General features: G+C 72.6%; 21 protein-coding genes. 7 read left to right on the top strand and 14 right to left on the bottom strand.

The genetic code is table 11. The features are described from left to right. Nucleotides 1–14: 14 nt before the first annotated feature. From H284_RS0115100 to H284_RS0115085, 4 genes are read right to left on the bottom strand one after another with little or no spacing between them, the layout of a single operon-like run. Nucleotides 15–920 carry a 5-oxoprolinase subunit C family protein gene (locus H284_RS0115100; RefSeq protein WP_020076917.1) on the bottom strand — a complete coding sequence of 302 codons (906 nt, stop codon included), beginning with the start codon at nucleotides 918–920 and terminating at the stop codon, nucleotides 15–17. Next, complete coding sequence (locus H284_RS0115095; protein ID WP_020076916.1) at nucleotides 917–1,546, bottom strand: 5-oxoprolinase subunit B family protein; 630 nt, start codon at nucleotides 1,544–1,546, stop codon at nucleotides 917–919. The genes H284_RS0115100 and H284_RS0115095 overlap by 4 nt, the downstream gene beginning before the upstream one ends. Further along, the gene (locus H284_RS0115090) at nucleotides 1,543–2,304 is read right to left on the bottom strand and encodes a LamB/YcsF family protein (protein WP_020076915.1); all 762 of its coding nucleotides are present in this window, start codon (nucleotides 2,302–2,304) and stop codon (nucleotides 1,543–1,545) included. Before H284_RS0115090 ends, H284_RS0115095 begins: the two co-directional genes overlap by 4 nt. Further along, nucleotides 2,301–2,957: a CGNR zinc finger domain-containing protein gene (locus H284_RS0115085; protein ID WP_029042968.1), complete on the bottom strand. Its 657-nt coding sequence runs from the start codon at nucleotides 2,955–2,957 to the stop codon at nucleotides 2,301–2,303. The genes H284_RS0115090 and H284_RS0115085 overlap by 4 nt, the downstream gene beginning before the upstream one ends. A gap of 189 nt (nucleotides 2,958–3,146) precedes the next feature. On the opposite strand from H284_RS0115085, the gene H284_RS0115080 reads away from it, so the two are divergent. Then, the gene (locus tag H284_RS0115080; protein ID WP_018192006.1) at nucleotides 3,147–3,755 is read left to right on the top strand and encodes a GNAT family N-acetyltransferase; all 609 of its coding nucleotides are present in this window, start codon (nucleotides 3,147–3,149) and stop codon (nucleotides 3,753–3,755) included. Nucleotides 3,756–3,785: 30 nt separating this feature from the next. On the opposite strand, the gene H284_RS0115075 is transcribed toward H284_RS0115080, so the two are convergent. The 6 genes from H284_RS0115075 to H284_RS0115050 all read right to left on the bottom strand — a co-directional run bounded on the left by H284_RS0115075 (nucleotide 3,786) and on the right by H284_RS0115050 (nucleotide 7,589). Further along, complete coding sequence (locus H284_RS0115075) at nucleotides 3,786–4,283, bottom strand: SprT-like domain-containing protein (protein WP_018192007.1); 498 nt, start codon at nucleotides 4,281–4,283, stop codon at nucleotides 3,786–3,788. Nucleotides 4,284–4,331: 48 nt separating this feature from the next. Continuing rightward, nucleotides 4,332–4,805 (bottom strand): hypothetical protein, encoded by a 474-nt coding sequence (locus H284_RS0115070; protein ID WP_018192008.1) that lies wholly within the window; start codon nucleotides 4,803–4,805, stop codon nucleotides 4,332–4,334. A 156-nt stretch (nucleotides 4,806–4,961) separates the two neighbouring features. After that, nucleotides 4,962–6,128 carry a PQQ-dependent sugar dehydrogenase gene (locus H284_RS0115065; RefSeq protein ID WP_020076913.1) on the bottom strand — a complete coding sequence of 389 codons (1,167 nt, stop codon included), beginning with the start codon at nucleotides 6,126–6,128 and terminating at the stop codon, nucleotides 4,962–4,964. Between the two features lie 15 nt (nucleotides 6,129–6,143). After that, nucleotides 6,144–6,446, bottom strand: coding sequence for a DUF427 domain-containing protein (locus tag H284_RS0115060; RefSeq protein ID WP_018192010.1), 303 nt, complete (start codon nucleotides 6,444–6,446; stop codon nucleotides 6,144–6,146). 43 nt (nucleotides 6,447–6,489) lie between these two features. Further along, nucleotides 6,490–7,095 (bottom strand): 2-phosphosulfolactate phosphatase, encoded by a 606-nt coding sequence (locus H284_RS0115055; protein WP_020076912.1) that lies wholly within the window; start codon nucleotides 7,093–7,095, stop codon nucleotides 6,490–6,492. After that, on the bottom strand, nucleotides 7,092–7,589 hold the full coding sequence (locus H284_RS0115050; RefSeq protein WP_231371255.1) for an EVE domain-containing protein: 498 nt from the start codon (nucleotides 7,587–7,589) through the stop codon (nucleotides 7,092–7,094). The genes H284_RS0115055 and H284_RS0115050 overlap by 4 nt, the downstream gene beginning before the upstream one ends. Nucleotides 7,590–7,689: 100 nt before the next feature. Here H284_RS0115050 and H284_RS0115045 point away from each other — a divergent pair, with 100 nt between their 5' ends. The 4 genes from H284_RS0115045 to H284_RS0115030 all read left to right on the top strand — a co-directional run bounded on the left by H284_RS0115045 (nucleotide 7,690) and on the right by H284_RS0115030 (nucleotide 10,642). Next, nucleotides 7,690–8,028: a YciI family protein gene (locus H284_RS0115045; RefSeq protein WP_020076910.1), complete on the top strand. Its 339-nt coding sequence runs from the start codon at nucleotides 7,690–7,692 to the stop codon at nucleotides 8,026–8,028. Beyond that, on the top strand, nucleotides 8,025–9,308 hold the full coding sequence (locus tag H284_RS0115040) for an RNA polymerase sigma factor (protein ID WP_020076909.1): 1,284 nt from the start codon (nucleotides 8,025–8,027) through the stop codon (nucleotides 9,306–9,308). The genes H284_RS0115045 and H284_RS0115040 overlap by 4 nt, the downstream gene beginning before the upstream one ends. A 69-nt stretch (nucleotides 9,309–9,377) precedes the next feature. After that, nucleotides 9,378–9,944 carry a hypothetical protein gene (locus tag H284_RS0115035; protein WP_020076908.1) on the top strand — a complete coding sequence of 189 codons (567 nt, stop codon included), beginning with the start codon at nucleotides 9,378–9,380 and terminating at the stop codon, nucleotides 9,942–9,944. Beyond that, entirely contained in the window at nucleotides 9,941–10,642 is a 702-nt protein-coding gene (locus H284_RS0115030; protein WP_020076907.1) for a DUF1684 domain-containing protein, read from the top strand. The genes H284_RS0115035 and H284_RS0115030 overlap by 4 nt, the downstream gene beginning before the upstream one ends. 96 nt (nucleotides 10,643–10,738) lie before the next feature. On the opposite strand, the gene H284_RS0115025 is transcribed toward H284_RS0115030, so the two are convergent. Then, on the bottom strand, nucleotides 10,739–12,982 hold the full coding sequence (locus tag H284_RS0115025) for a HelD family protein (protein ID WP_020076906.1): 2,244 nt from the start codon (nucleotides 12,980–12,982) through the stop codon (nucleotides 10,739–10,741). Between the two features lie 258 nt (nucleotides 12,983–13,240). Here H284_RS0115025 and H284_RS0115020 point away from each other — a divergent pair, with 258 nt between their 5' ends. Further along, complete coding sequence (locus H284_RS0115020) at nucleotides 13,241–14,860, top strand: DEAD/DEAH box helicase (RefSeq protein WP_020076905.1); 1,620 nt, start codon at nucleotides 13,241–13,243, stop codon at nucleotides 14,858–14,860. An 81-nt stretch (nucleotides 14,861–14,941) separates the two neighbouring features. Here H284_RS0115020 and H284_RS0115015 read toward each other — a convergent pair whose 3' ends face one another. The 3 genes from H284_RS0115015 to H284_RS0115005 all read right to left on the bottom strand — a co-directional run bounded on the left by H284_RS0115015 (nucleotide 14,942) and on the right by H284_RS0115005 (nucleotide 17,024). Next, nucleotides 14,942–15,436, bottom strand: coding sequence for a TetR-like C-terminal domain-containing protein (locus H284_RS0115015; RefSeq protein ID WP_018192019.1), 495 nt, complete (start codon nucleotides 15,434–15,436; stop codon nucleotides 14,942–14,944). Between the two features lie 79 nt (nucleotides 15,437–15,515). Next, nucleotides 15,516–16,376, bottom strand: coding sequence for an alpha/beta fold hydrolase (locus H284_RS0115010; RefSeq protein ID WP_029042964.1), 861 nt, complete (start codon nucleotides 16,374–16,376; stop codon nucleotides 15,516–15,518). Between the two features lie 66 nt (nucleotides 16,377–16,442). Continuing rightward, on the bottom strand, nucleotides 16,443–17,024 hold the full coding sequence (locus H284_RS0115005; protein ID WP_018192021.1) for an NUDIX hydrolase family protein: 582 nt from the start codon (nucleotides 17,022–17,024) through the stop codon (nucleotides 16,443–16,445). A 114-nt stretch (nucleotides 17,025–17,138) separates the two neighbouring features. Here H284_RS0115005 and H284_RS0115000 point away from each other — a divergent pair, with 114 nt between their 5' ends. Continuing rightward, nucleotides 17,139–17,789, top strand: a complete 651-nt coding sequence (locus tag H284_RS0115000) for an alpha/beta hydrolase (protein WP_020076903.1) — start codon at nucleotides 17,139–17,141, stop codon at nucleotides 17,787–17,789. The last annotated feature ends 51 nt before the right edge of the window (nucleotides 17,790–17,840 follow it).

Raw genomic sequence — 17,840 nt, 5'->3', positions numbered from 1 at the left:
GACGAGCGCCGTGGTCAGGCGTGCCGGAAGGACACCGGCTGACCGGGACGCAGCTGTGCGAACGCATCGAGCGAGCCGTCGGCCACCACGGCGATCACCGGGTAGCCGCCGGTGACCGGATGGTCGGCGAGCAGCACGGTCGGGCGGCCATCGGGCGAGACCTGCACGGCGCCGGCGACCATCGGCTCGCTCGGGAGCTCGCGACGGATCGCCCGCTCCAGCAGCGGATCGGGATGCGGCGTGACGCCCGCCGCGTGCGCGGGCGCCCGCACGGGGTCGAGCCGCGCGCCGATGCGGTCGCTCTCCGCCGCGACGCGCCACTCGACGGAGAAGAAGGACTCCAGTGCCCGGCGGGTGAACCAGTCGGCCCGCGGGCCCGGGTGAGCGCGCACCTCGACGGCCTCGGGCGTCGGGTCGGCGACCGGGACGAAGTCAAGCAGCGGAAGATCGGAGCCGGGATGCTCACCGATCGGCACCAGCTCGCCCGTCTGCAGGGGTGCGGGCCCGAGACCGGCGAGCGTGTCGCGGGAGCGTGACCCGAGCACCGGCATCACAGCCACCCCGCCGCGCACGGCCAGGTACCAGCGCAGTCCCGCCGTCGCGGGTCCGATCCGCAGGAGCTGTCCAGGCCGCGCCCGCACAGCCTGGTGCGCATCCACCGGGCGATCGTCGAGGAGCAGCGGGCCGGTCGCTCCGGTCACGGCGAACCAGGTGTCGCGCTCGAAGCGCGCCTCGAACCCGCCGAGGAGCACCTCGAGCCCGGCGTCGCCCTCGTCGTTACCCAGCAGCCGGTTGCCCAGCCGCAGCGCGGCGCGGTCGAGGGCACCCGACCGGCCGACGCCGAGGGCGGCGAAGCCGGGGCGCCCGAGATCCTGGACGAGCGTGAGGGCACCAGGGCTCAGGATGCGCAGGTCGCTCATCGCACCTCCCGGAAGCGCACGACCGTCCCCGGCCGGAGCAGCGCGGGAGGATCGGCCGTCTCATCCCAGAGCGTCGCGTCGGTGCGGCCGATGAGTTGCCAGCCGCCCGGGCTCGACCGTGGATAGACACCGCTGAACGTCCCTGCGAGGCCGACCGACCCCGGCGGCACCGCCGTGCGCGGCGTCGCCCGGCGCGGGACCTCCAGCGCGTCCGCGGCCGCCGAGCCGTCGCTCACGAGGTAGGCGAAGCCGGGCGCGAAGCCGCCGAATGCGACGCGCCACGGGGTGCCGGTGTGGAACGCGACGACCTCCGCCTCGGTCCGCCCGGTGAGCCGGGCGACCTCCGCGAGGTCGTCGCCGTCGTAGCGGACGTCGAGCTCGACGACCCGCTCCTCGACCGCCCCGGCGGGAAGCGGCGCGGTGCGCTCGACCCAGCCGCGGGCGGCGCTGAGCGAGAGGATGCGCGGCTCGACCACGACCGCGATCGTGCGGGCGGCGGGCACCAACTCCACGACGCCGTCCGGCCGGGATGCCTCGAGCCCGCGGAACAGCGCGAGCACGGCATCCAGCCCGTCCAGCTCCACGAGCAGGGCGTGGTCGCCGTAGGGCAGGATGCGCGCGGTCACGCGAACGGCTCCACACTCACGCCCGCTTCGGCGAGCGCGTCGCGCACGGCCAGCGCCATCGCGACCGCGCCCGGGGTGTCGCCGTGGACGCACAGCGAGTCGACTCGGACGGGGATGTCGGTGCCATCGGCGGCGACGACGCGGCCCTCGGTGACCATGCGCACGGCCCGCGCGGCGATCTCCTCGTCGTCGGAGAGCAGCGCGCCCGGTTCGGTGCGCGGCACCAGCGTGCCGTCGGGTCGGTAGCCCCGGTCGACGAACGCTTCGCGGACGAACCGGACCCCCGCCTCCCCGGCCGCCTGCTCGACGGCGGAGCCGGCCAGTCCGAGCAGGGCGAGTGGCGGGTCGAAGGCGACCACCGCATCCACCACGGCCCGCGCCTGACCCGCGTCGTGCACGATGCGGTTGTAGAGGGCGCCGTGGGGCTTGACGTAGCGAATGGCTGTTCCCGCGACCCGGGCGAGGCCCGCGAGCGCGGCGAGCTGGTACAGCACCTCGTCGCGGAGCTCGCCGGCGGGCACGTCCATCGCGCGCCGCCCGAATCCCGCGAGGTCACGATAGGAGACATGGGCGCCGACGGTCACGCCGTTCGCGGCGGCCTCGCGGCAGGTCGCGAGCATCGTCGACGGGTCGCCGGCGTGGAACCCGCAGGCCACGTTGGCACTGGAGACCACCCGCAGCAGTGCGGCGTCGTCGCCCATCGACCAGGCGCCGAACGACTCCCCGAGGTCGCTGTTGAGGTCGACGGAACGGCTCATGCCCCTATTGTGGCGTGCACCCCGGGCCCGCGGGCCGCACGAGCACGGTGCGCACGTACCTTCGCGCGGTTGCCGCAGCGCTGCATCGAACACCAGCGCCGGGTGCCGCTGCGCGAGGTGTCGAGGTAGACGAGCTCGCAGTCGTCGGCCGAGCATTCGCGGATGCGTCCGTCGACGTCCGGGCCGAAGAGGCGCACCGCATCCCGTGCGATGGTGCCGAGAGCCTGGTGCGGACGCGCGTTCGTGCGCCCCGCCTGGCGGCCGCCACCGGCGAGGACCGGCGGGATGTCGGGAGTCGCCGCGAAGAGGTTGACGACGTCGATGTCGTCGGGCGACAACTCGTCGCCGCGGCTGGCCTGCCGGGCGAGGCGACCGATCGCGGTCCGGAGGGTGCGGGCGTCGCGGAACTCGCGCTCCCCTGCCGTCGGCGCGACCTCGGGGAACCGCTCGACCAGCCACGCGTTGAGGCCGTGGGCGTCGCGGACGGCGTGCCGGTCGGCGTCGGCATCGCCGTCGGTGTCGGCCGCGTGCGCGAACTCGCCGGTGTAGGCGAAGTCGAGCGCGAGCGACCCGGAGTCGAACCACCAGCGCTGACCGTCGCTCGGTTCCATCCACTGACCGGTGCCTCGGGTGAGAATCGCTTCCGTCGCCATGTAACCAACATAGTCGGTTACCGCGGGCCTCCCGGCGCGGGCGTTACCTCCACCAGCCTAGCCGCCGGCAGGCCACCGTCCGTGGGTCGCAACACGCCGTTATGCGCGCGCCATAACGCCGTGTTGCGACCCACGGATGGCTGGGCAACGGACCGGAAGCGGCCAGCGGCGCCCTGGCATACTGGGCGGATGACCGCCACCCGCCCGGACCCGACCGCTCCGCTCGAGGGCGTGACCGTCCGCCTGCGCGCCCTCACCCTCGACGACCTGCCGGACCTGTTCGACGCGATCGGGCATCCCGAGGTGTTCGCCGGAGGCTGGGGAGGCGGTCCAGCGGCCTATCGCGACACCTACGAGGAGTGGCGGGAATTCATCCTCCGCTACCTCGCCTGGGACACCGCGAACGTGACCGCCGTCGTGCTCCGCGACGGCGACCGGTTGGTCGGCACGACCACGCTGGGCGACTTCGACCTGGCCAACCGCTCCGCCCACATCGGCTGGACGGCGTACGCGCCCGAGACCTGGGGCACGCTGGTGAACGCCGAGACCAAGCGACTGCTGCTCGGGACGGCGTTCCATCACGGCTTCGAGCGCGTCAAGCTGCAGGCGGATGTGCTCAACGCGCGGTCGCGCGCCGCCATCCTCCGCCTCGGCGCGCAGTTCGAGGGCGTCCTGCGGCACACCCAGCTGCGCGCGGACGGGACCTGGCGCGACACGGCCGTGTACTCCATCCTCAGCGAGGAATGGCCGAGCGTGCGGGACGGCCTGGACGCTCGCCTCGGCGTCGCGCACGCCTGACGGCATCGCCGCGTACGGCCGACAGGGCCGTTACTCGGTCGCTGCCGCCGCGGCCGTACGCCGCTGTGCCGGCGACACCTCGCGGTGCTGCCACGAGATGAGGTTCGCGGCATCGAAACGGCGGCTGCACGCACCGCAGGCGAGCGCGCGCGCCGGCTTCCGGTAGCGATAGTGCGTGTGCCCGTTCGGGCAGGTGCCCACCCAAGGCGCCAGGTCGTCGGCGATCGCCCCGCCGTGCAGGCGCTTGCCCTCGTATCCGAGGTCGAGCGCGATGGCGCGCCAGCGCGGCCCGTGCCCGGCGCGGGAACCGGCGAGCGCGTGGGCCACCTCGTGGAGGAGGATCTGGTGGATCTCGTCGTCCTCGTACCGCGCCGCCAGGTACCGCGAGACCGTGATCCGCTTCGACGTGTAGTTGCAGAGGCCGGCGCGCGTCTTGGCGTTGTCGAAACCGAAGCTCCACACGGCCGGGTCGAGGTGCAGGGCGATCAGCGCCTCCGCCCACCGGCGCACACGGTCGAGTTCGGCCATCAGCGACGGGTCCCGTCCGGAGCGCTCCCTACCTCCATGACGTGCATCCTACGCGTGATCGGGGTCGCCCTCGCCGCGCTCCCCACGTGCGGCTCCGCGCTGCGCGTCGAGCGCCGACTGCACGACGGCGACCGCGGTCAGCGCCGCCTGGATCTCGGCCGGCGACGCGCCCAGCTTCTCGCGCAGGAACACGGCCGCGGTCATGTCGGCGAGCGCGTTCTCGTAGTCGCCGGTGTCGAAGTACACCTTGCCCCGGCTCTGGATGGCGAATGCCTCCAGCGCCGTCCACTCGCGACCGCGCGCCTCGTCGACGCATCCGGTCAGCTCCACGACGGCCTCATCGGACTTGCCCTGGTACTGCAGCACCTGGGCACGGCGGATGCGCGCTCCGAGCAGCTGCTCGCGGTCGCCGGTGAAGCGCGCCTGACGGACCGCTTCGTTGCCGATCTCGATCGCCTCGTCGAGCCGGCCGAGCAGCCGCAGCAGAACGGTCTTCTCGTTGAGCGCGCTGAGACTGCGCAAGCTGCCCAGCTCCTCCAGACGCTCGCCGGCAGCGCGCAGATCGACGCGTTCGCGCAGGGTGGTCGGATCGTATCCGAGGATGATGCTCAGGGTTCTGCTCCCGATCGGTGGTTCCCCCCAAGACTACCCGCAGGAGCGGCCGCACCCGGGTGAAGGTCAGCCGGGGCGTTTGACCGCCTGCGCGGGAACGAGCGGCGCCTCGACGAGCCGGTCGTCGCCGGAACGGGGCGAACCGCGCCCGTCGGTGTTGTTCGTGAGCAGCCACAAGCGGTCACCGACGGCGACCACGTCGCGCAGCCGGCCGAGCTCGCCCTCGAAGAACGGTGCCGCTGTCACCGGGGCGGCGCCATCGGTCGGCCAGGCGGTCCACAGCCGCTCGCCGCGCAGAGCGGCCAGGAAGATCGTGTCGCCGACGACCGCGAGGCCGCTGGGGCTCGCCGCGTCCGTCGGCCACTGGTACACCGGGTCCGTGTAGTTCGGGTCGCCCCCGACACCCTCGACGGTGGGCCATCCGTAGTTCGAGCCCGGACGGATGATGTTGAGCTCGTCCCAGGTGTTCTGGCCGAACTCGCTCGCCCACATCGTGCCGCGCGAATCCCAGCCGATCCCCTGCGGGTTGCGGTGCCCGTACGACCAGACCGGCGAGCCGGGGAACGGGTTGTCGCCCGGCACCTGACCCTCCGGCGTGATCCGCAGGATCTTGCCGCCGAGTGACGCGACGTCCTGAGCGTTGCCCGGGTTCGAGGCGTCCCCTGCGGTCACGTAGAGCATCCCGTCGGGGCCGAATGCGAGCCGACCGCCGTCGTGGTTCGACGCCTTCGGGATGCCGGTGAGCACGGGCTCCGGCGCCCCGATCGCGTAGCTGCCCGGCACCCCGGACAGGGACAGCCGCACGACCCGGTTGTCGTCGGCGGTGGTGAGGTACGCGTAGAGGTACTTCGGTGCGGACTCGGCCTGCACCGCGAGCCCGAGCAGGCCGCTCTCGCCGGTGTGGACGACGCCGGGGACGCTGCCGACCGTGCGGAGTCCGCCCTGCGGCAGCCGCTCCCGGATGGTGCCCGAGTCGCGTTCGCTGATCAGCGCCGACCCGCTCGGCAGCGGGACGACCGACCAGGGCGACTCCAGCCCTGTCTCGAGCACGGTCGTCTGCCCGCTCGGCCGCCAGGGGATCGCGGCGACCGCAGCCGAGGTGCCGGTCGGCCGCGGCGTCGCTGTGGGCGTGCGCGTGACCGTCGGCGTCGGAGTCGGGGTCGAGCATCCCGCCAGAACGAGCACGGCCGCCGTCAGAGCCAGGAGGCTCAGGCGGCGGCCGTGACGGAACATCGCGACTCCCGGTCGTCAGTCGACGACGCGGACGTCCTTCCAGAACGCGACGTAATTGCTGTAGTCCTTGCCCACCCGGTCGAAGGAGCTCGGGTACGGAGTGGGATAGCTCCACGCGCGATCCTGCAGCAGACCGTCATCCGACTTCACGGAGAAGTACTGGCACTCGCCCTTCCACGGACACGTGTAAGGGGTGGCGCTCTCTACGAGGTACTCGGAATTGACGCTCGCCGGAGGGAAGTACCAGTTGCCCTCGATGCGGATGAGGTCCTCCTGCGGGGCCTCGGCGATCACGGTGTCGTTCAGCACGGCTTTCATCGATTAAAACCTCCTTTGCACGGCAACGTACGCCGACGGGCGATCATTCCGCCGGGAGCGCACCGTTCTGCCGGGGAGCTCGGAGCACCGTCACAGCGTCGGACGAGTCGAGCCGTCCGGCGGGGGCGATGTCGGCCGGGCCGGCGCCCGCGGCCACCCGCTCCTGGCCTGACACGGACGCCGTCAGCAGGTGCGCGACCGCGCCCCGCAAGCCGGTGAACGCCGCGCAGGCCGCCGCAGCCTCCGGCGAGGAGTAGTCGATGCCGACGGAGGCGAGCGCATCCACCAGGGCACCCGCGGCCAGCAGGTCCTCCACGGCGAAGCGGGTCGAGCCGGACGGGGTCGCACCTCCCGCGGCCACGAGGGCGATCATCGCGCGCCGGCCGAGACGGACCTGCTCGGCGAGGATCCAGCGGGCGACGGCGGTGGCGTCGGTCAGTCCGGCGGCCAGCACCGCGCCGTCGCCGGGAAGTTCGGGCGCAGGAGTGTCGGCCAGCGCATCCACCCACACCACCACGTCGGCGTCGGCCGCGACGGCGGCGGCACCGTCGGCCGCCCAGTCGAACCGCACCTGGTACTTGGCCTGGCGGTGCGCGGCCGGGATCTCGGCGGAGATCGTGTCGGAGTCGAGAGAGGTCGGCTGAGTCACCGGGCCATCGTAATGCGGTGGTCGCCGCGCCGCGGCCGTGTTTCGCCCGGTGACGGACGCATCTGCCGGCGGATCAGCTCGAAGTCGTGCCGGGACAGCTCGATGAGCCCGCGGCGCAGCTGGTAGCCCCAGTCCGGCTTGTCGCGCGTGAAGTCGAGAGCGCCGAGCAGCGGGCGGATGGGCGTCGCCACGGCGTCGTGATCCCACTCGACCCGTCGCCGCCACGGCTTGAAGTCCGACGCCGGACCCTGCATCGCCGGCCCCTGCGTCACCTGGAACACCTCGTCGTCGGCCAGACGGCCCACCGCCGTGAACTGCTTGAGCGGCTCGCCATCCGGATACGTCGCCCGCGGCGAGTAATACACGAAACCGTCGGCCGGACCCATCCGCTCCAGGGGAGCCCGGGCGCCGTGGTTGACCTGGGCGAAGCCGCCGGCGACGCCACGCAGCACGTGATCGAGCTGCACAACGCCCAGCCAGTAACGGATCGCCATGCTCCCGTTGTAGCGCACACCACCGTCACTCGTGTCGAAAGCGCCGCATCCCATTCGACGCACGGATGACTCCAGACGTGTTCGACGAGAGGATGGGACCATGCGTTTCGTGCTGATGGCACAGGCCGAGGAGGGCGACGGCGTCGAGCCGGCCGCCCAGGACCGTGCCGCCCTCGACCGCTACGAGCAGGATCTGGTGCGCGCCGGAGTGCTGCTCGCGGCCGAGGCCCTCGAGCCGACGGGTGGCTGCGCGCGCATCCACTTCGACGGCGAGGACCGCACCCTCGACCGCTCGCCGGGCCCGTCGGCCGCCCGGGTGACCGGACTGTGGATGCTGCAGACCGCCGGCGAGCAGGAGGCGCTCGAGTGGGCCCGACGGCTGCCGCTGACGCACGGGAGCGTCGAGGTGCGCCGGGTGGCGGGCGACGTGGGCCGATGACCGACGAGGGCGAACGACTGGACGAGACCCGCCGCACGGTCGAATCGGTCTGGCGCATCGAGTCCGGACGCCTGATCGCCGGGCTCGCGCGGACCACCGGCGATGTCGGGCTGGCCGAGGAGCTTGCTCAGGATGCGCTCGTCGCCGCCCTCGAGCAGTGGCCGGAGACGGGCATCCCGCGCAATCCCGGGGCGTGGCTGACGACGGTCGCGAAGCGCCGCGCGGTCGACGGCTGGCGGCGGCGCGAACGCCTCGACGACCGGTACGCCGCCATCGCGCACGACCTCGAACAGGAGCTCGGCTCGGACGATCCGGCACGCGTCGCGCAGGAGCCGATCGGCGACGACCTGCTCCGGCTCGTCTTCGTCGCCTGCCACCCGGTCCTCCCCCAGGCGTCGCGGGTCGCGCTGACCCTGAAGCTGCTCGGCGGCCTCTCGACCGAGGAGATCGCCCGGGCCTTCCTCGTCCCGCCGGCGACCATGGCCCAGAGGATCGTCCGCGCCAAGCGCACCCTGAGCGCTGCGGGGGTGCCGTTCGAGGTGCCCGAGCGGGCGGAGTTCCCCGAGCGGCTGGCCTCCGTTCTCGAGGTCGTCTATCTGATCTTCAACGAGGGCTACTCGGCCACGGCCGGCGACGACTGGATGCGGCCGGACCTGTGCCGGGAGGCACTGCGGCTCGGCCGTGTGCTCGCCGAACTGACACCCCGCGAGCCCGAGGTGCACGGGCTGGTCGCACTGATGGAGTTCCAGGCGTCGCGGCTCGGAGCCCGCACGGCCGAGGACGGCAGCCCCATCCTGCTGCAGGACCAGGACCGCGCCCGCTGGGACCGCCTCCTCATCGGCCGCGGCGTCGCGGCCCTGGAGCGCTCCGACGCCCTGCGCCTCAGCAGGCGGCCGCCCGCCAGCCGCGGGCCGTACGCGCTGCAGGCGGCCATCGCGGCCTGCCACGCCACCGCACCGACCCCGGAGGCGACCGACTGGGAGGAGATCGTCGCGCTGTACGGCGCGCTCGGTGAACTGCACCCGTCCGCCGTGGTCGAGCTCAACCGCGCGGTCGCCCTCTCGATGGCGTACGGACCGGAGGCCGGGCTCGAAGTCGTCGACCGGCTGACGATCGAAGGCGCCCTGGAGTCGTACCATCTGCTCCCGTCGGTGCGCGCCGACCTGCTGCTCCGCCTCGGGCGACGCGACGAGGCGAGGCAGGAGTTCCAGCGCGCCGCCGCGATGACCGGCAACGCCCGCGAACGGGAGCTGCTGCTGGCGCGCGCCGAGGAAGCCTGAGCCCGAAGAACACTGAGGAACCGCCCATCCCCTGGCCTCCTCACCGCTTCCCGGGGTGAGACTGAGTTCATGCGCGTGCTCCTCAAGCTGACCCTCGACTGCGATCCGGATGCCGCCTGGCGTGCCCTCCAGAGTCCGACGGCGTTCCGCGAGGTCGCCCTGCCGTGGCTCGACTTCCGGTCGGAGGAGCCCGGCGGCTTCCCGACGCGCTGGGGTTCGGAGCACCGCGTCCGCGTGAAAGCGCTCGGAGCGTTCACCGTCGGGACGCAGGCGATCCGGCTCGACACCCTGCGGTCGACCGATCCGCGCGAACGGGCGACGCGCATCCTGCACGACAGCGGCGGGGGAACCGGCGGGATGCTGTCCGCGATCCCGCGGCTCGACCACCGGATGGCGATCGCCCCCGACCCGGCCGGTCCGGACGAGAACGGGCGGCTGCGGACCCTCTACCGCGACCAGCTGATCGTGCGCGCCGGGGCGCTCACGCCGGTCGCCTGGTACGCCCTCTGGCTGTTCTGGCAGTGGCGCGGCGTGCGCCTCCGGCAGCTGGCGCCCACCTGGGCCTACGATCCCGAAGTGCGGACCCCGGCAGACGGAGAGGCCGCAAGCGACACCACGACACCGGAGGACAGATGACGAACGCCGAACCCGCGACAGGCACCGGCGGAACGGAAGACGGGAGCGCGGCAGAGCGGCCGGCCCGTGCGGTCACCGCCGTGCAGACCGCGGACTGGAGACGGCGCGTGTTCGCGTTGTACGCCTCCGTCCGCCGGCTCGCCGCCCACGACCCCGCGGAAGCCCACGCGCACTGGACGTCGTGCCGCAACGACCTGTTCTCTTCGCATCCCGCGTCGCCGCTGCTGCCGGAGGACCTGGAGGGCTTCACCGGACTCCCCGTGACCCGCTACGACCCCGACTGGCGGTTCGAGCTGCCCATCCACCCGGCCGCCGAGGCGGTGCGGATGGATGTGGAGACCGGCACCGACGGCGTCGTGCCCTTCGAGCTGCTCGGAACGGTCCGGGTCCCCCTGGCGGGAACGCTCGACGTCTGGCGGCTCTCGTCGTACGGCGGCGGGCTGTTCGTGCCGGTGAAGGATGCGCTGGCCGGGCGGCCCGGCGGAACCTACGGCGGTGGACGCTACCTGATCGACACTATCAAGGGCGCCGACCTCGGGCTCGACACGGACGACGGAGAGGCCTCGCTCGTGCTCGACTTCAACTTCGCCTACAACCCGTCGTGCGCGTACGACCCCGCGTGGGCGTGCCCGCTCGCGCAGGCCGGCAACACCCTCCCCGTCGAGATCCCCGTCGGCGAGCGCTACGCCGGCGCCTGACCCGCACCCGCTCCCCACCGCCCGCCGTCGAGTCCGCACATTTTGCACGTTTTCGCGTGGCTGCGCGTGCAGTTTTTGCGGACTCGACGGTGGGGGTCAGCGGGAGACGAGGGTGAGGCGCTGGGTCGGGCGGGTCATCGCGACGTAGAGGGATGCGGCGCCGCGCGGCGATTCGGCGGCCAGCGCGTCCGGGTCGGCCAGCACCACGGCGTCGAACTCGAGGCCCTTCGCTTCGTAGCCCGTCAGCACGGCGATCGGGCGTCCGAGGCCGGTCGCGCCCCGGCCCGCGGCGTCGCCGAAGCGCTCCTCCACCGTGGCGGCGACCGCCGGGAGGGCCGACTCGGTCGTGATCACCGCGAGCGTGCCGCCCGCGTCGATGCCACGATCATGCGCTACGGCGTCGGCGACGGCTGCGGCGAGCGCTGCATCCCGGTCAGCCGCATCCCCGCCGTCCGCCCGAACCCGCCGGATGGGCCAGTCGCCCTCGCGGACGGCGCGGGTCGGCGTAATCGGCAGGCCTGCGGAGGAGGCGATGCGCTCGGCCTCCCGCGTGATCTGCGCGGGCGTCCGGTAGTTGACCGTCAGCTCCTCCAGCCGCCACGCGTCCTTGAAGATCGGGTCCAGCGCATCCGGCCAGCTCGTCGCGCCGGAGGCGGACGCCACCTGGGCGATGTCGCCGACGATGGTGAACGACTTCATCGGGCAGCGGCGCACGAGCACCCGCCACTGCATCGGCGACAGCTCCTGCGCCTCGTCCACCACGACGTGGCCGTAGGTCCAGCTGCGGTCGGCGGCGGCGCGCTCCGCCGTCGTGCCGCGATCGGCCTGCTCGGCGAAGCCGTCGGCAAGCTGCTCAGCGCTGACCAGCCCCTGGACGCCCATGTTGCGGATGGCCGCGCGCGCGTTCTCCAGGTCGCGCTTGCGCTGACGGTCGCGCTCGCGGTCGGCGGGGTCCGGCCGGCCCGGGAAGTCGCCGAGCAGCTCGGCCGCTTCGTCCAGCAAGGGGACGTCCGAGACGGTGAACGGCTCGGTGCGGTCCCGGCGCAGCGCATCCCGTTGCTGCTGCGACCAGCGCGGCGTCAGCTCCGCCAGCCACGCTGGGCGCGCGTAGAGGTCCTGCAGCAGCTTCTGCGGGGTCAGCGGCAGCCACGCTGTGTTGAGGAGGACGCGCACGTCGTACGAGGTGCGCAGGTCTTCGCGGAGCACCTTCAGGTCGGCGTCGTCGATGGTCGACCCCGAAGCGCGCAGTTGCGTCGCCAACTGATCGGTGAGCTCCGAGAGGGCGTTCTTGACGAACGTCACGCGCGCGACGTTGTGCGGCTTGCCGGTGCGCTGGGCCTTGGCGATGGCGCGCTGGATGAGGTCCGGCGCGACCACCAGGCGCTCGTTGTCGACGACGATCGTCTGCTCCTCGACGGGCGCCTTCTGCCGCGACTTGACAGCCCGTGAGAGCAGGCGGGCCATCTGGGCGGAGCCCTTCAGGATGGCGGCCTCCGGCACATCCTCGGCGGTCGCTTCGACGCCCGGGAACAGCTCGCCGAGCGTCGACATCACCACGCCCGTCTCGCCGAGCGACGGCAGCACCGCCTCGATGTAGCGCAGGAACGCCGTCGACGGGCCGACGACCAGGACGCCGGACGTGCTCAGCCGCTGCCGGTTCGCGTACAGCAGATAGGCGGCGCGGTGCAGGGCCACCGCCGTCTTGCCCGTGCCCGGGCCGCCCTGCACGACCAGCGCGCCACGGAGGTCGGAGCGGATGATGCGGTCCTGCTCGGCCTGGATGGTCGCGACGATGTCGTGCATCCGGCCGGTGCGCTGCGCCGTCAGCGCGGCGAGCAGGGCGCCCTCGCCCTGCACCTGCTCCCCGGCGCGGTCGCCGTCGAGCAGCGCCTCGTCGAACACTTCGTCGTCGATGCGGGTGACCTGGCGGCCAGACATGTTCAGGTGACGCCGGGCGCGGACGCCCATCGGCTCGCTCGCCGTCGCCTGGTAGAAGGCGCCGGCCTGCTGGGCACGCCAGTCGACGAGGAGGGAGCGCTGGTCATCGTCGCGCAGGCCGACGCGCCCGATGTAGCGGTGGTCGGAGCCGTCGACCGGCTCCTCCAGCAGCAGGCGGCCGAACACGAGACGCGCATCCACATCCCGCAGCTGGGTCAGTTGGTCCTCGTAGAGACGCGCGAAGGCGTCGCGCTCGCTGCGCGCCTGATGGTTGCTCCCGACGCTGTCGCGGCGCACGCGTGCCAGCCGTTCCTCCGTCTCGGCACGCAGCTCGTCGAGCCGCTGATACAGCCCAGCGACCACGGCGCGCTCGCGTTCGAGCTCCGATTCCAGCACGCCCATGGCCACCTCTCGTTTCCGGGCCGACAGTCTACGACCTCCGGATGCGAGTGCGCTCTCAGCACTCGTACGGCCGGATGCTCTAGGGTGGAGCAAGCGGGCGACGATTCTGCCCGCGGCGTCGTAGAACGCTTCGCGTCGCGCCGGGCCATGTCCCCGCCACGCTTCTCTTCATACGGCGAACGATCGCGCCGCTCGGTGCGCTCGCCATTCACCCCGGTCCGCCACTGCCGACCGGGTCGATGCCTGAAAGGCACATCCTTGACTCTCTCCTTCGCCGAACTCGGCGTACCCGCTCCGCTCGTCGCCGTCCTGACGGCCGACGGCAAGACCACCCCGTTCCCGATCCAGGCCGACACGCTGCCCGACGCCCTCGCGGGCAAGGACGTGCTGGGCCGCGGCAAGACCGGCTCGGGCAAGACCATCGCGTTCGCCCTGCCGCTCGTCGCGCGCCTCGGCACCGTCCTCGCCGGCGGCCGCCGTCGCCCCGGACGTCCGCTGGCCCTCGTGCTCGCACCGACCCGCGAGCTGGCGACCCAGATCGCGACCACCTTCCGTCCGCTCGCCGACGCCTACGGGCTGCGCGTCTCCACCGTCTTCGGCGGCGTCTCGCAGAACAAGCAGGTCGCCGAACTCAAGGCCGGCGTCGACATCCTCGTCGCCTGCCCCGGACGCCTCGAAGACCTCATGAAGCAGGGATTCGTGAACCTCGACGCCGTCGAGATCACCGTGCTCGACGAGGCCGACCACATGGCCGACCTCGGCTTCCTGCCGGTGGTCACGCGCATCCTCACGGCCACGCCCACCGACGGCCAGCGACTGCTGTTCTCGGCCACGCTGGACAACGGTGTGGACAAGCTCGTCAAGCGCTTCCTGCACTCCCCCGTCCTGCACTCCGTCGACGACGCGAACAGCCCCGTCGAGGCGATGACCCACCACGTGCTCCAGGTCGAGACGCCCGACGAGAAGAAGGACCTGGTGGAGGCGCTCGCCTCGGGCACCGGTCGCCGCATCCTCTTCACCCGCACCAAGCACCAGGCGAAGAAGCTCGCCAAGCAGCTCACCGCGTCCGGAATCCCCGCCGTCGACCTGCACGGCAACCTCGCCCAGGGCGCCCGCGACCGCAACCTTGCCGCCTTCGGCGAGGGCGACGTGAAGGTGCTCGTCGCCACCGACGTCGCCGCCCGCGGCGTGCACGTCGACAACGTCGAGCTGGTCGTCCACGTCGACCCGCCGGCGGAGCACAAGGCGTACCTCCACCGCTCCGGCCGCACGGCCCGCGCGGGCAGCGCCGGTGACGTCGTCACCGTCATGCTCTCGAACCAGGCCGCTGACGTGAAGACGCTGCTCCGCAAGGCGGCCATCGCTGCGACCCCGCAGCGCGTCACCGCGACCTCGCAGGCCGTCATCACGCTCGTCGGCGATGTCGCGCCCCGCGTCGCCCCGTCGCTCCGCGAGGAGCGCACCGGCGGCGGTGTCTCTCAGGGTGCCAACGCCCAGCGCAAGCGCGCCCGGCGCGCCGGCGGCCAGGGCGGCGGCTCGGCCTCCGGTTCCGGTCGTGGCGGGCAGGCTGCCGGCAACGGCTCCGGTCGTGGCGGCCAGGGCGCAGGCAACGGCTCGGGTCGCAGCGCAGGCTCCGGCCGTGGCGGCCAGGGTGCCGGCAACGGCTCGGGTCGCGGCGCAGGCAACGGCTCCGGCTCGCACGGCGCCACCGCGGGCGGCGGGACCGCCGGCGGCTCGCGCCGTCGCGGCGGCTCGCAGCGTCCCGCGGGCGCTCAGTCGGCCGGCACCTCGCGCTCCGGCGGAGCACCGCGGGCGACCGCGGGCCACGGCGACACCTCGGTGCGTCGCGGCAACGGCTCCCGCCGCGCGCAGGGCTGACGCCCCGCTCCACACTCGCTCAGACGCGGGCGTTTCCGACGGAACGCCCGCGTTTGTCGTCTCCACCTCCCCAGGTGCCGGCTAGGCCGCCAGGCGCTCCACTCCCGCGATCACGCCGTCGATCAGCACGGCGTAGCTGCGGTCGAGGTCGTCAGGCAGGCCGAAACCTCCGCCCAGTTCCAGGGTGATGAACCCGTGAACCGCACTGCGCAGCATCCGGATCGCGTCCACCAGTTCGTCGTCGGGCAACCCGAAACCGCGCATCACCCCGGCGAGGACCGTCAGCGTCTCGTCGGCACGAGCGACGAGCTGCGCGTCGGCGGGGTCGGAGCTCGGCGCGACCTGCGTCGCCGCATACCGTCCCGGGTGGCGGTGGGCGAATGCGCGGATGGCGTCCGCTGCGGCACGCACCGCATCCGGTCCGGCCCGGCCGATCGTGGCGGCGGCGAGCACCCGGGTCAGCTCCGCCACCGAGGCCGTCGCGACCAGGCGGCGGAGGTCGTCCAGCGACGACACGTGCTTGTACAGGCTCGGGACGGCGACGCCCGCCCGGCCGGCGACGGCGGCCAGCGTCAAGCGGTCGAATCCGGCGGTCCCACCATCGTCAACGAGGTCGATGGCGACAGACGTAACCGCTTCGCGCGTCAGTCCGGCCCTAGGCACGCGCGGCCCACGCGGTGTCCGCCGCGCGGCGTGCCGCGAGGAAGTCGAGCGTGCCGGGAACCGTGACGTCCGGACGCTGGGCGTGCGGGTAGTGTCCCGCCTCGGGAACGCGGACCACCACGGCGCCGATCGACTCCATCCAGGAGCACTCGGCGGCGACATCGCGGAAGTCGGGATCGAGATCGCCGACGAACGCCAGCATCGGCGCACGGACGTCACCCAGCCGCGGCTCCACCACCGAGTGGGTGAGCTGCAGGGTGAGACGGCGGAAGCTGCGCAGCCGGCCGGGTTCGGAGAGGGAGGCACGGATCGCCGCGACGTGCTCGCCCAGCCACGGCGCGGTGCGGCCGCGGTTCAGCGTCCGGCGGTAGTACCCGGCCCACAGGGCGGCTCCCCATGGCTTCGCGAACATCCCGCGGTACAGCAGGTGCAGCAGGCCCGTGGCGAACCGGCCCATCGCCGGATCGCGGAGGAGCGGACCGTACAGGACGAGACCGGAGACCAGGTCCGGACGCTCTGCCGCAGCCCACGCGGCGGCTGCCGCACCCATCGAGTTGCCGAGGACGACGGCGGGACCGCCCAGTTCCTCGATCAGGGCGATGAGGTCTCGGGCAGTGGCGACGTCGCCGAACTCGGTGAAGGTGGTGTCCGAGTCGCCGTGCGCCCGGAGATCGGTCACAGCCACGCGGTACCCGGCGGCGACCAGCGGCGCGACCAGCTCGCGGTAGCTGGAGCGGAGGTCGCCCATGCCCGGCACGGCGACCACGAGAGGGCCAGCACCCTCGACGGTGAAGCTGACGCGCCCCTGCGGACGCTCGAGGTAGCGCACCTGCGCCTCGATGGAAGTATTCATAGCCATAAAGCTAATGCCATTAGCTAAATGACGCAAGAGGCAATTCGAACCGGCGGCCGCCGCCGATCAGGCGATGCGGCCGAGCGACGCCATGGCCGCCTTCACGAGCGCACCGCGGCCGCCTTCGAGCTCCTCGGACACCGTCAGCGAGACGGCCTCCTCCGGTGTCATCCACGTCAGCTCAAGGGCATCCTGTCGCGGATCGCACGTGCCGGTGACCGGCACGACGTAGGCGAGCGACACGGCGTGCTGTCGCTCGTCCGTGTACGGCGACACCCCCGGCATCGGGAAGTACTCGGCCACCTGGAACGGCACCGGGCTCGCCGGCAGCTGCGGGAAGGCCATCGGCCCGAGATCCTTCTCGAGGTGACGGAACAGCGCCTCACGCAGCGTCTCGCCGTACATGACGCGGCCGGAGACGAGCGTGCGGGTGATCTGCCCGACGGCGTTGGCACGCAGCAGGATGCCGACTTCCGTCACCTGCCCGAGGCCGTCGACCCGCACGGGCACGGCCTCCACATACAGCAGCGGGAGCCTGCGCCGGATCTGCTCCAGCTCGATGTCCGACAGCCAGGCCGGACCCGGCTGCGGGCCGTCGCCGGGCAGGGGGTCGGGCGTGGGGTCCGGATCCGGGGTGCGAACGCTCATGCATGAATCCTACGGACGAGATCGGCGACCACCTACGGCAACCAGGACGATCTGTGGATGACGGCACTCCGACGGGGGCTGTGGACGACTCCGCTTCCCAGCGCACAATGGAGGGTGCCGTTTCCCGCTCCCGACCTGCGCATCGACCGTGACGCCGTCCTGTGGTCCGCCTCGGAACGCGATCGCGCCGGGCGACCGCTGCTCATCCTCCTGCACGGGTACGCCTCCGACGAGGCCGACCTGTTCGGCATCGCGGCCTACCTGCCGCTGGAGCCGGTGATCGCGTCGCTGCGCGCACCGATCCCCGAGGGCGCCGGCTTCGCCTGGTTCTCGCGCTTCACGAACGTCCCGGGCGATCCGCTCGCGGGCAACGCGGACGCCGCCGCGCGCGCCGTGCTCGACTGGCTGGACGAGCAGCCGCGCGTGCCCACCGGCCTCCTCGGCTTCTCGCAGGGTGGCGCGATGGCCCTCCAGCTGCTGCGCCTCGCTCCCGAACGTTTCGACTACGCGGTCCAGCTCTCCGGGTTCGTCGTGAAGGGCGACCAGCCGCGGGACGCGGAGCTCGCCGAAGCGCAGGTGCCCGTCTTCTGGGGCCGCGGCACGCTGGACGACGCGATCCCGACGGCGTCGCTCGACCGGACGTCGGACTGGCTTCCGGAGCACTCCGCACTCGATGCCCGCATCTACGAGGGGATGGGGCACGCCATCTCGCCGCTCGAACTCGGCGACATCTCGTCGTTCATCCGCACGAATCTGCCTCGCTGAGCGTTATCCACAGGTCTTGCCGGAGCCCCTGACAGTGTCGGTGGCCGGGTG

The sequence above is a fragment of the Cryocola sp. 340MFSha3.1 genome (genome assembly GCF_000383315.1).
Lineage (GTDB): Bacteria > Actinomycetota > Actinomycetes > Actinomycetales > Microbacteriaceae > Leifsonia.
This window is presented reverse-complemented; position numbering and strand designations above follow the sequence as displayed.

What these genes read in the sequence shown, in the direction of transcription:
- H284_RS0115060 (WP_018192010.1), bottom strand. Translation starts at nt 6,446, where the DNA reads ATGAAAGCCGTGCTGAACGACACCGTGATCGCCGAGGCCCCGCAGGAG.
- H284_RS0115025 (WP_020076906.1), bottom strand. Translation starts at nt 12,982, where the DNA reads ATGGGCGTGCTGGAATCGGAGCTCGAACGCGAGCGCGCCGTGGTCGCT.
- H284_RS0115010 (WP_029042964.1), bottom strand. Translation starts at nt 16,376, where the DNA reads ATGAATACTTCCATCGAGGCGCAGGTGCGCTACCTCGAGCGTCCGCAG.
- H284_RS0115090 (WP_020076915.1), bottom strand. Translation starts at nt 2,304, where the DNA reads ATGAGCCGTTCCGTCGACCTCAACAGCGACCTCGGGGAGTCGTTCGGC.
- H284_RS0115065 (WP_020076913.1), bottom strand. Translation starts at nt 6,128, where the DNA reads ATGTTCCGTCACGGCCGCCGCCTGAGCCTCCTGGCTCTGACGGCGGCC.
- H284_RS0115100 (WP_020076917.1), bottom strand. Translation starts at nt 920, where the DNA reads ATGAGCGACCTGCGCATCCTGAGCCCTGGTGCCCTCACGCTCGTCCAG.
- H284_RS0115040 (WP_020076909.1), top strand. Translation starts at nt 8,025, where the DNA reads ATGACCGACGAGGGCGAACGACTGGACGAGACCCGCCGCACGGTCGAA.
- H284_RS0115030 (WP_020076907.1), top strand. Translation starts at nt 9,941, where the DNA reads ATGACGAACGCCGAACCCGCGACAGGCACCGGCGGAACGGAAGACGGG.
- H284_RS0115035 (WP_020076908.1), top strand. Translation starts at nt 9,378, where the DNA reads ATGCGCGTGCTCCTCAAGCTGACCCTCGACTGCGATCCGGATGCCGCC.
- H284_RS0115050 (WP_231371255.1), bottom strand. Translation starts at nt 7,589, where the DNA reads ATGGCGATCCGTTACTGGCTGGGCGTTGTGCAGCTCGATCACGTGCTG.
- H284_RS0115005 (WP_018192021.1), bottom strand. Translation starts at nt 17,024, where the DNA reads ATGAGCGTTCGCACCCCGGATCCGGACCCCACGCCCGACCCCCTGCCC.
- H284_RS0115045 (WP_020076910.1), top strand. Translation starts at nt 7,690, where the DNA reads ATGCGTTTCGTGCTGATGGCACAGGCCGAGGAGGGCGACGGCGTCGAG.
- H284_RS0115075 (WP_018192007.1), bottom strand. Translation starts at nt 4,283, where the DNA reads ATGGCCGAACTCGACCGTGTGCGCCGGTGGGCGGAGGCGCTGATCGCC.
- H284_RS0115085 (WP_029042968.1), bottom strand. Translation starts at nt 2,957, where the DNA reads ATGGCGACGGAAGCGATTCTCACCCGAGGCACCGGTCAGTGGATGGAA.
- H284_RS0115080 (WP_018192006.1), top strand. Translation starts at nt 3,147, where the DNA reads ATGACCGCCACCCGCCCGGACCCGACCGCTCCGCTCGAGGGCGTGACC.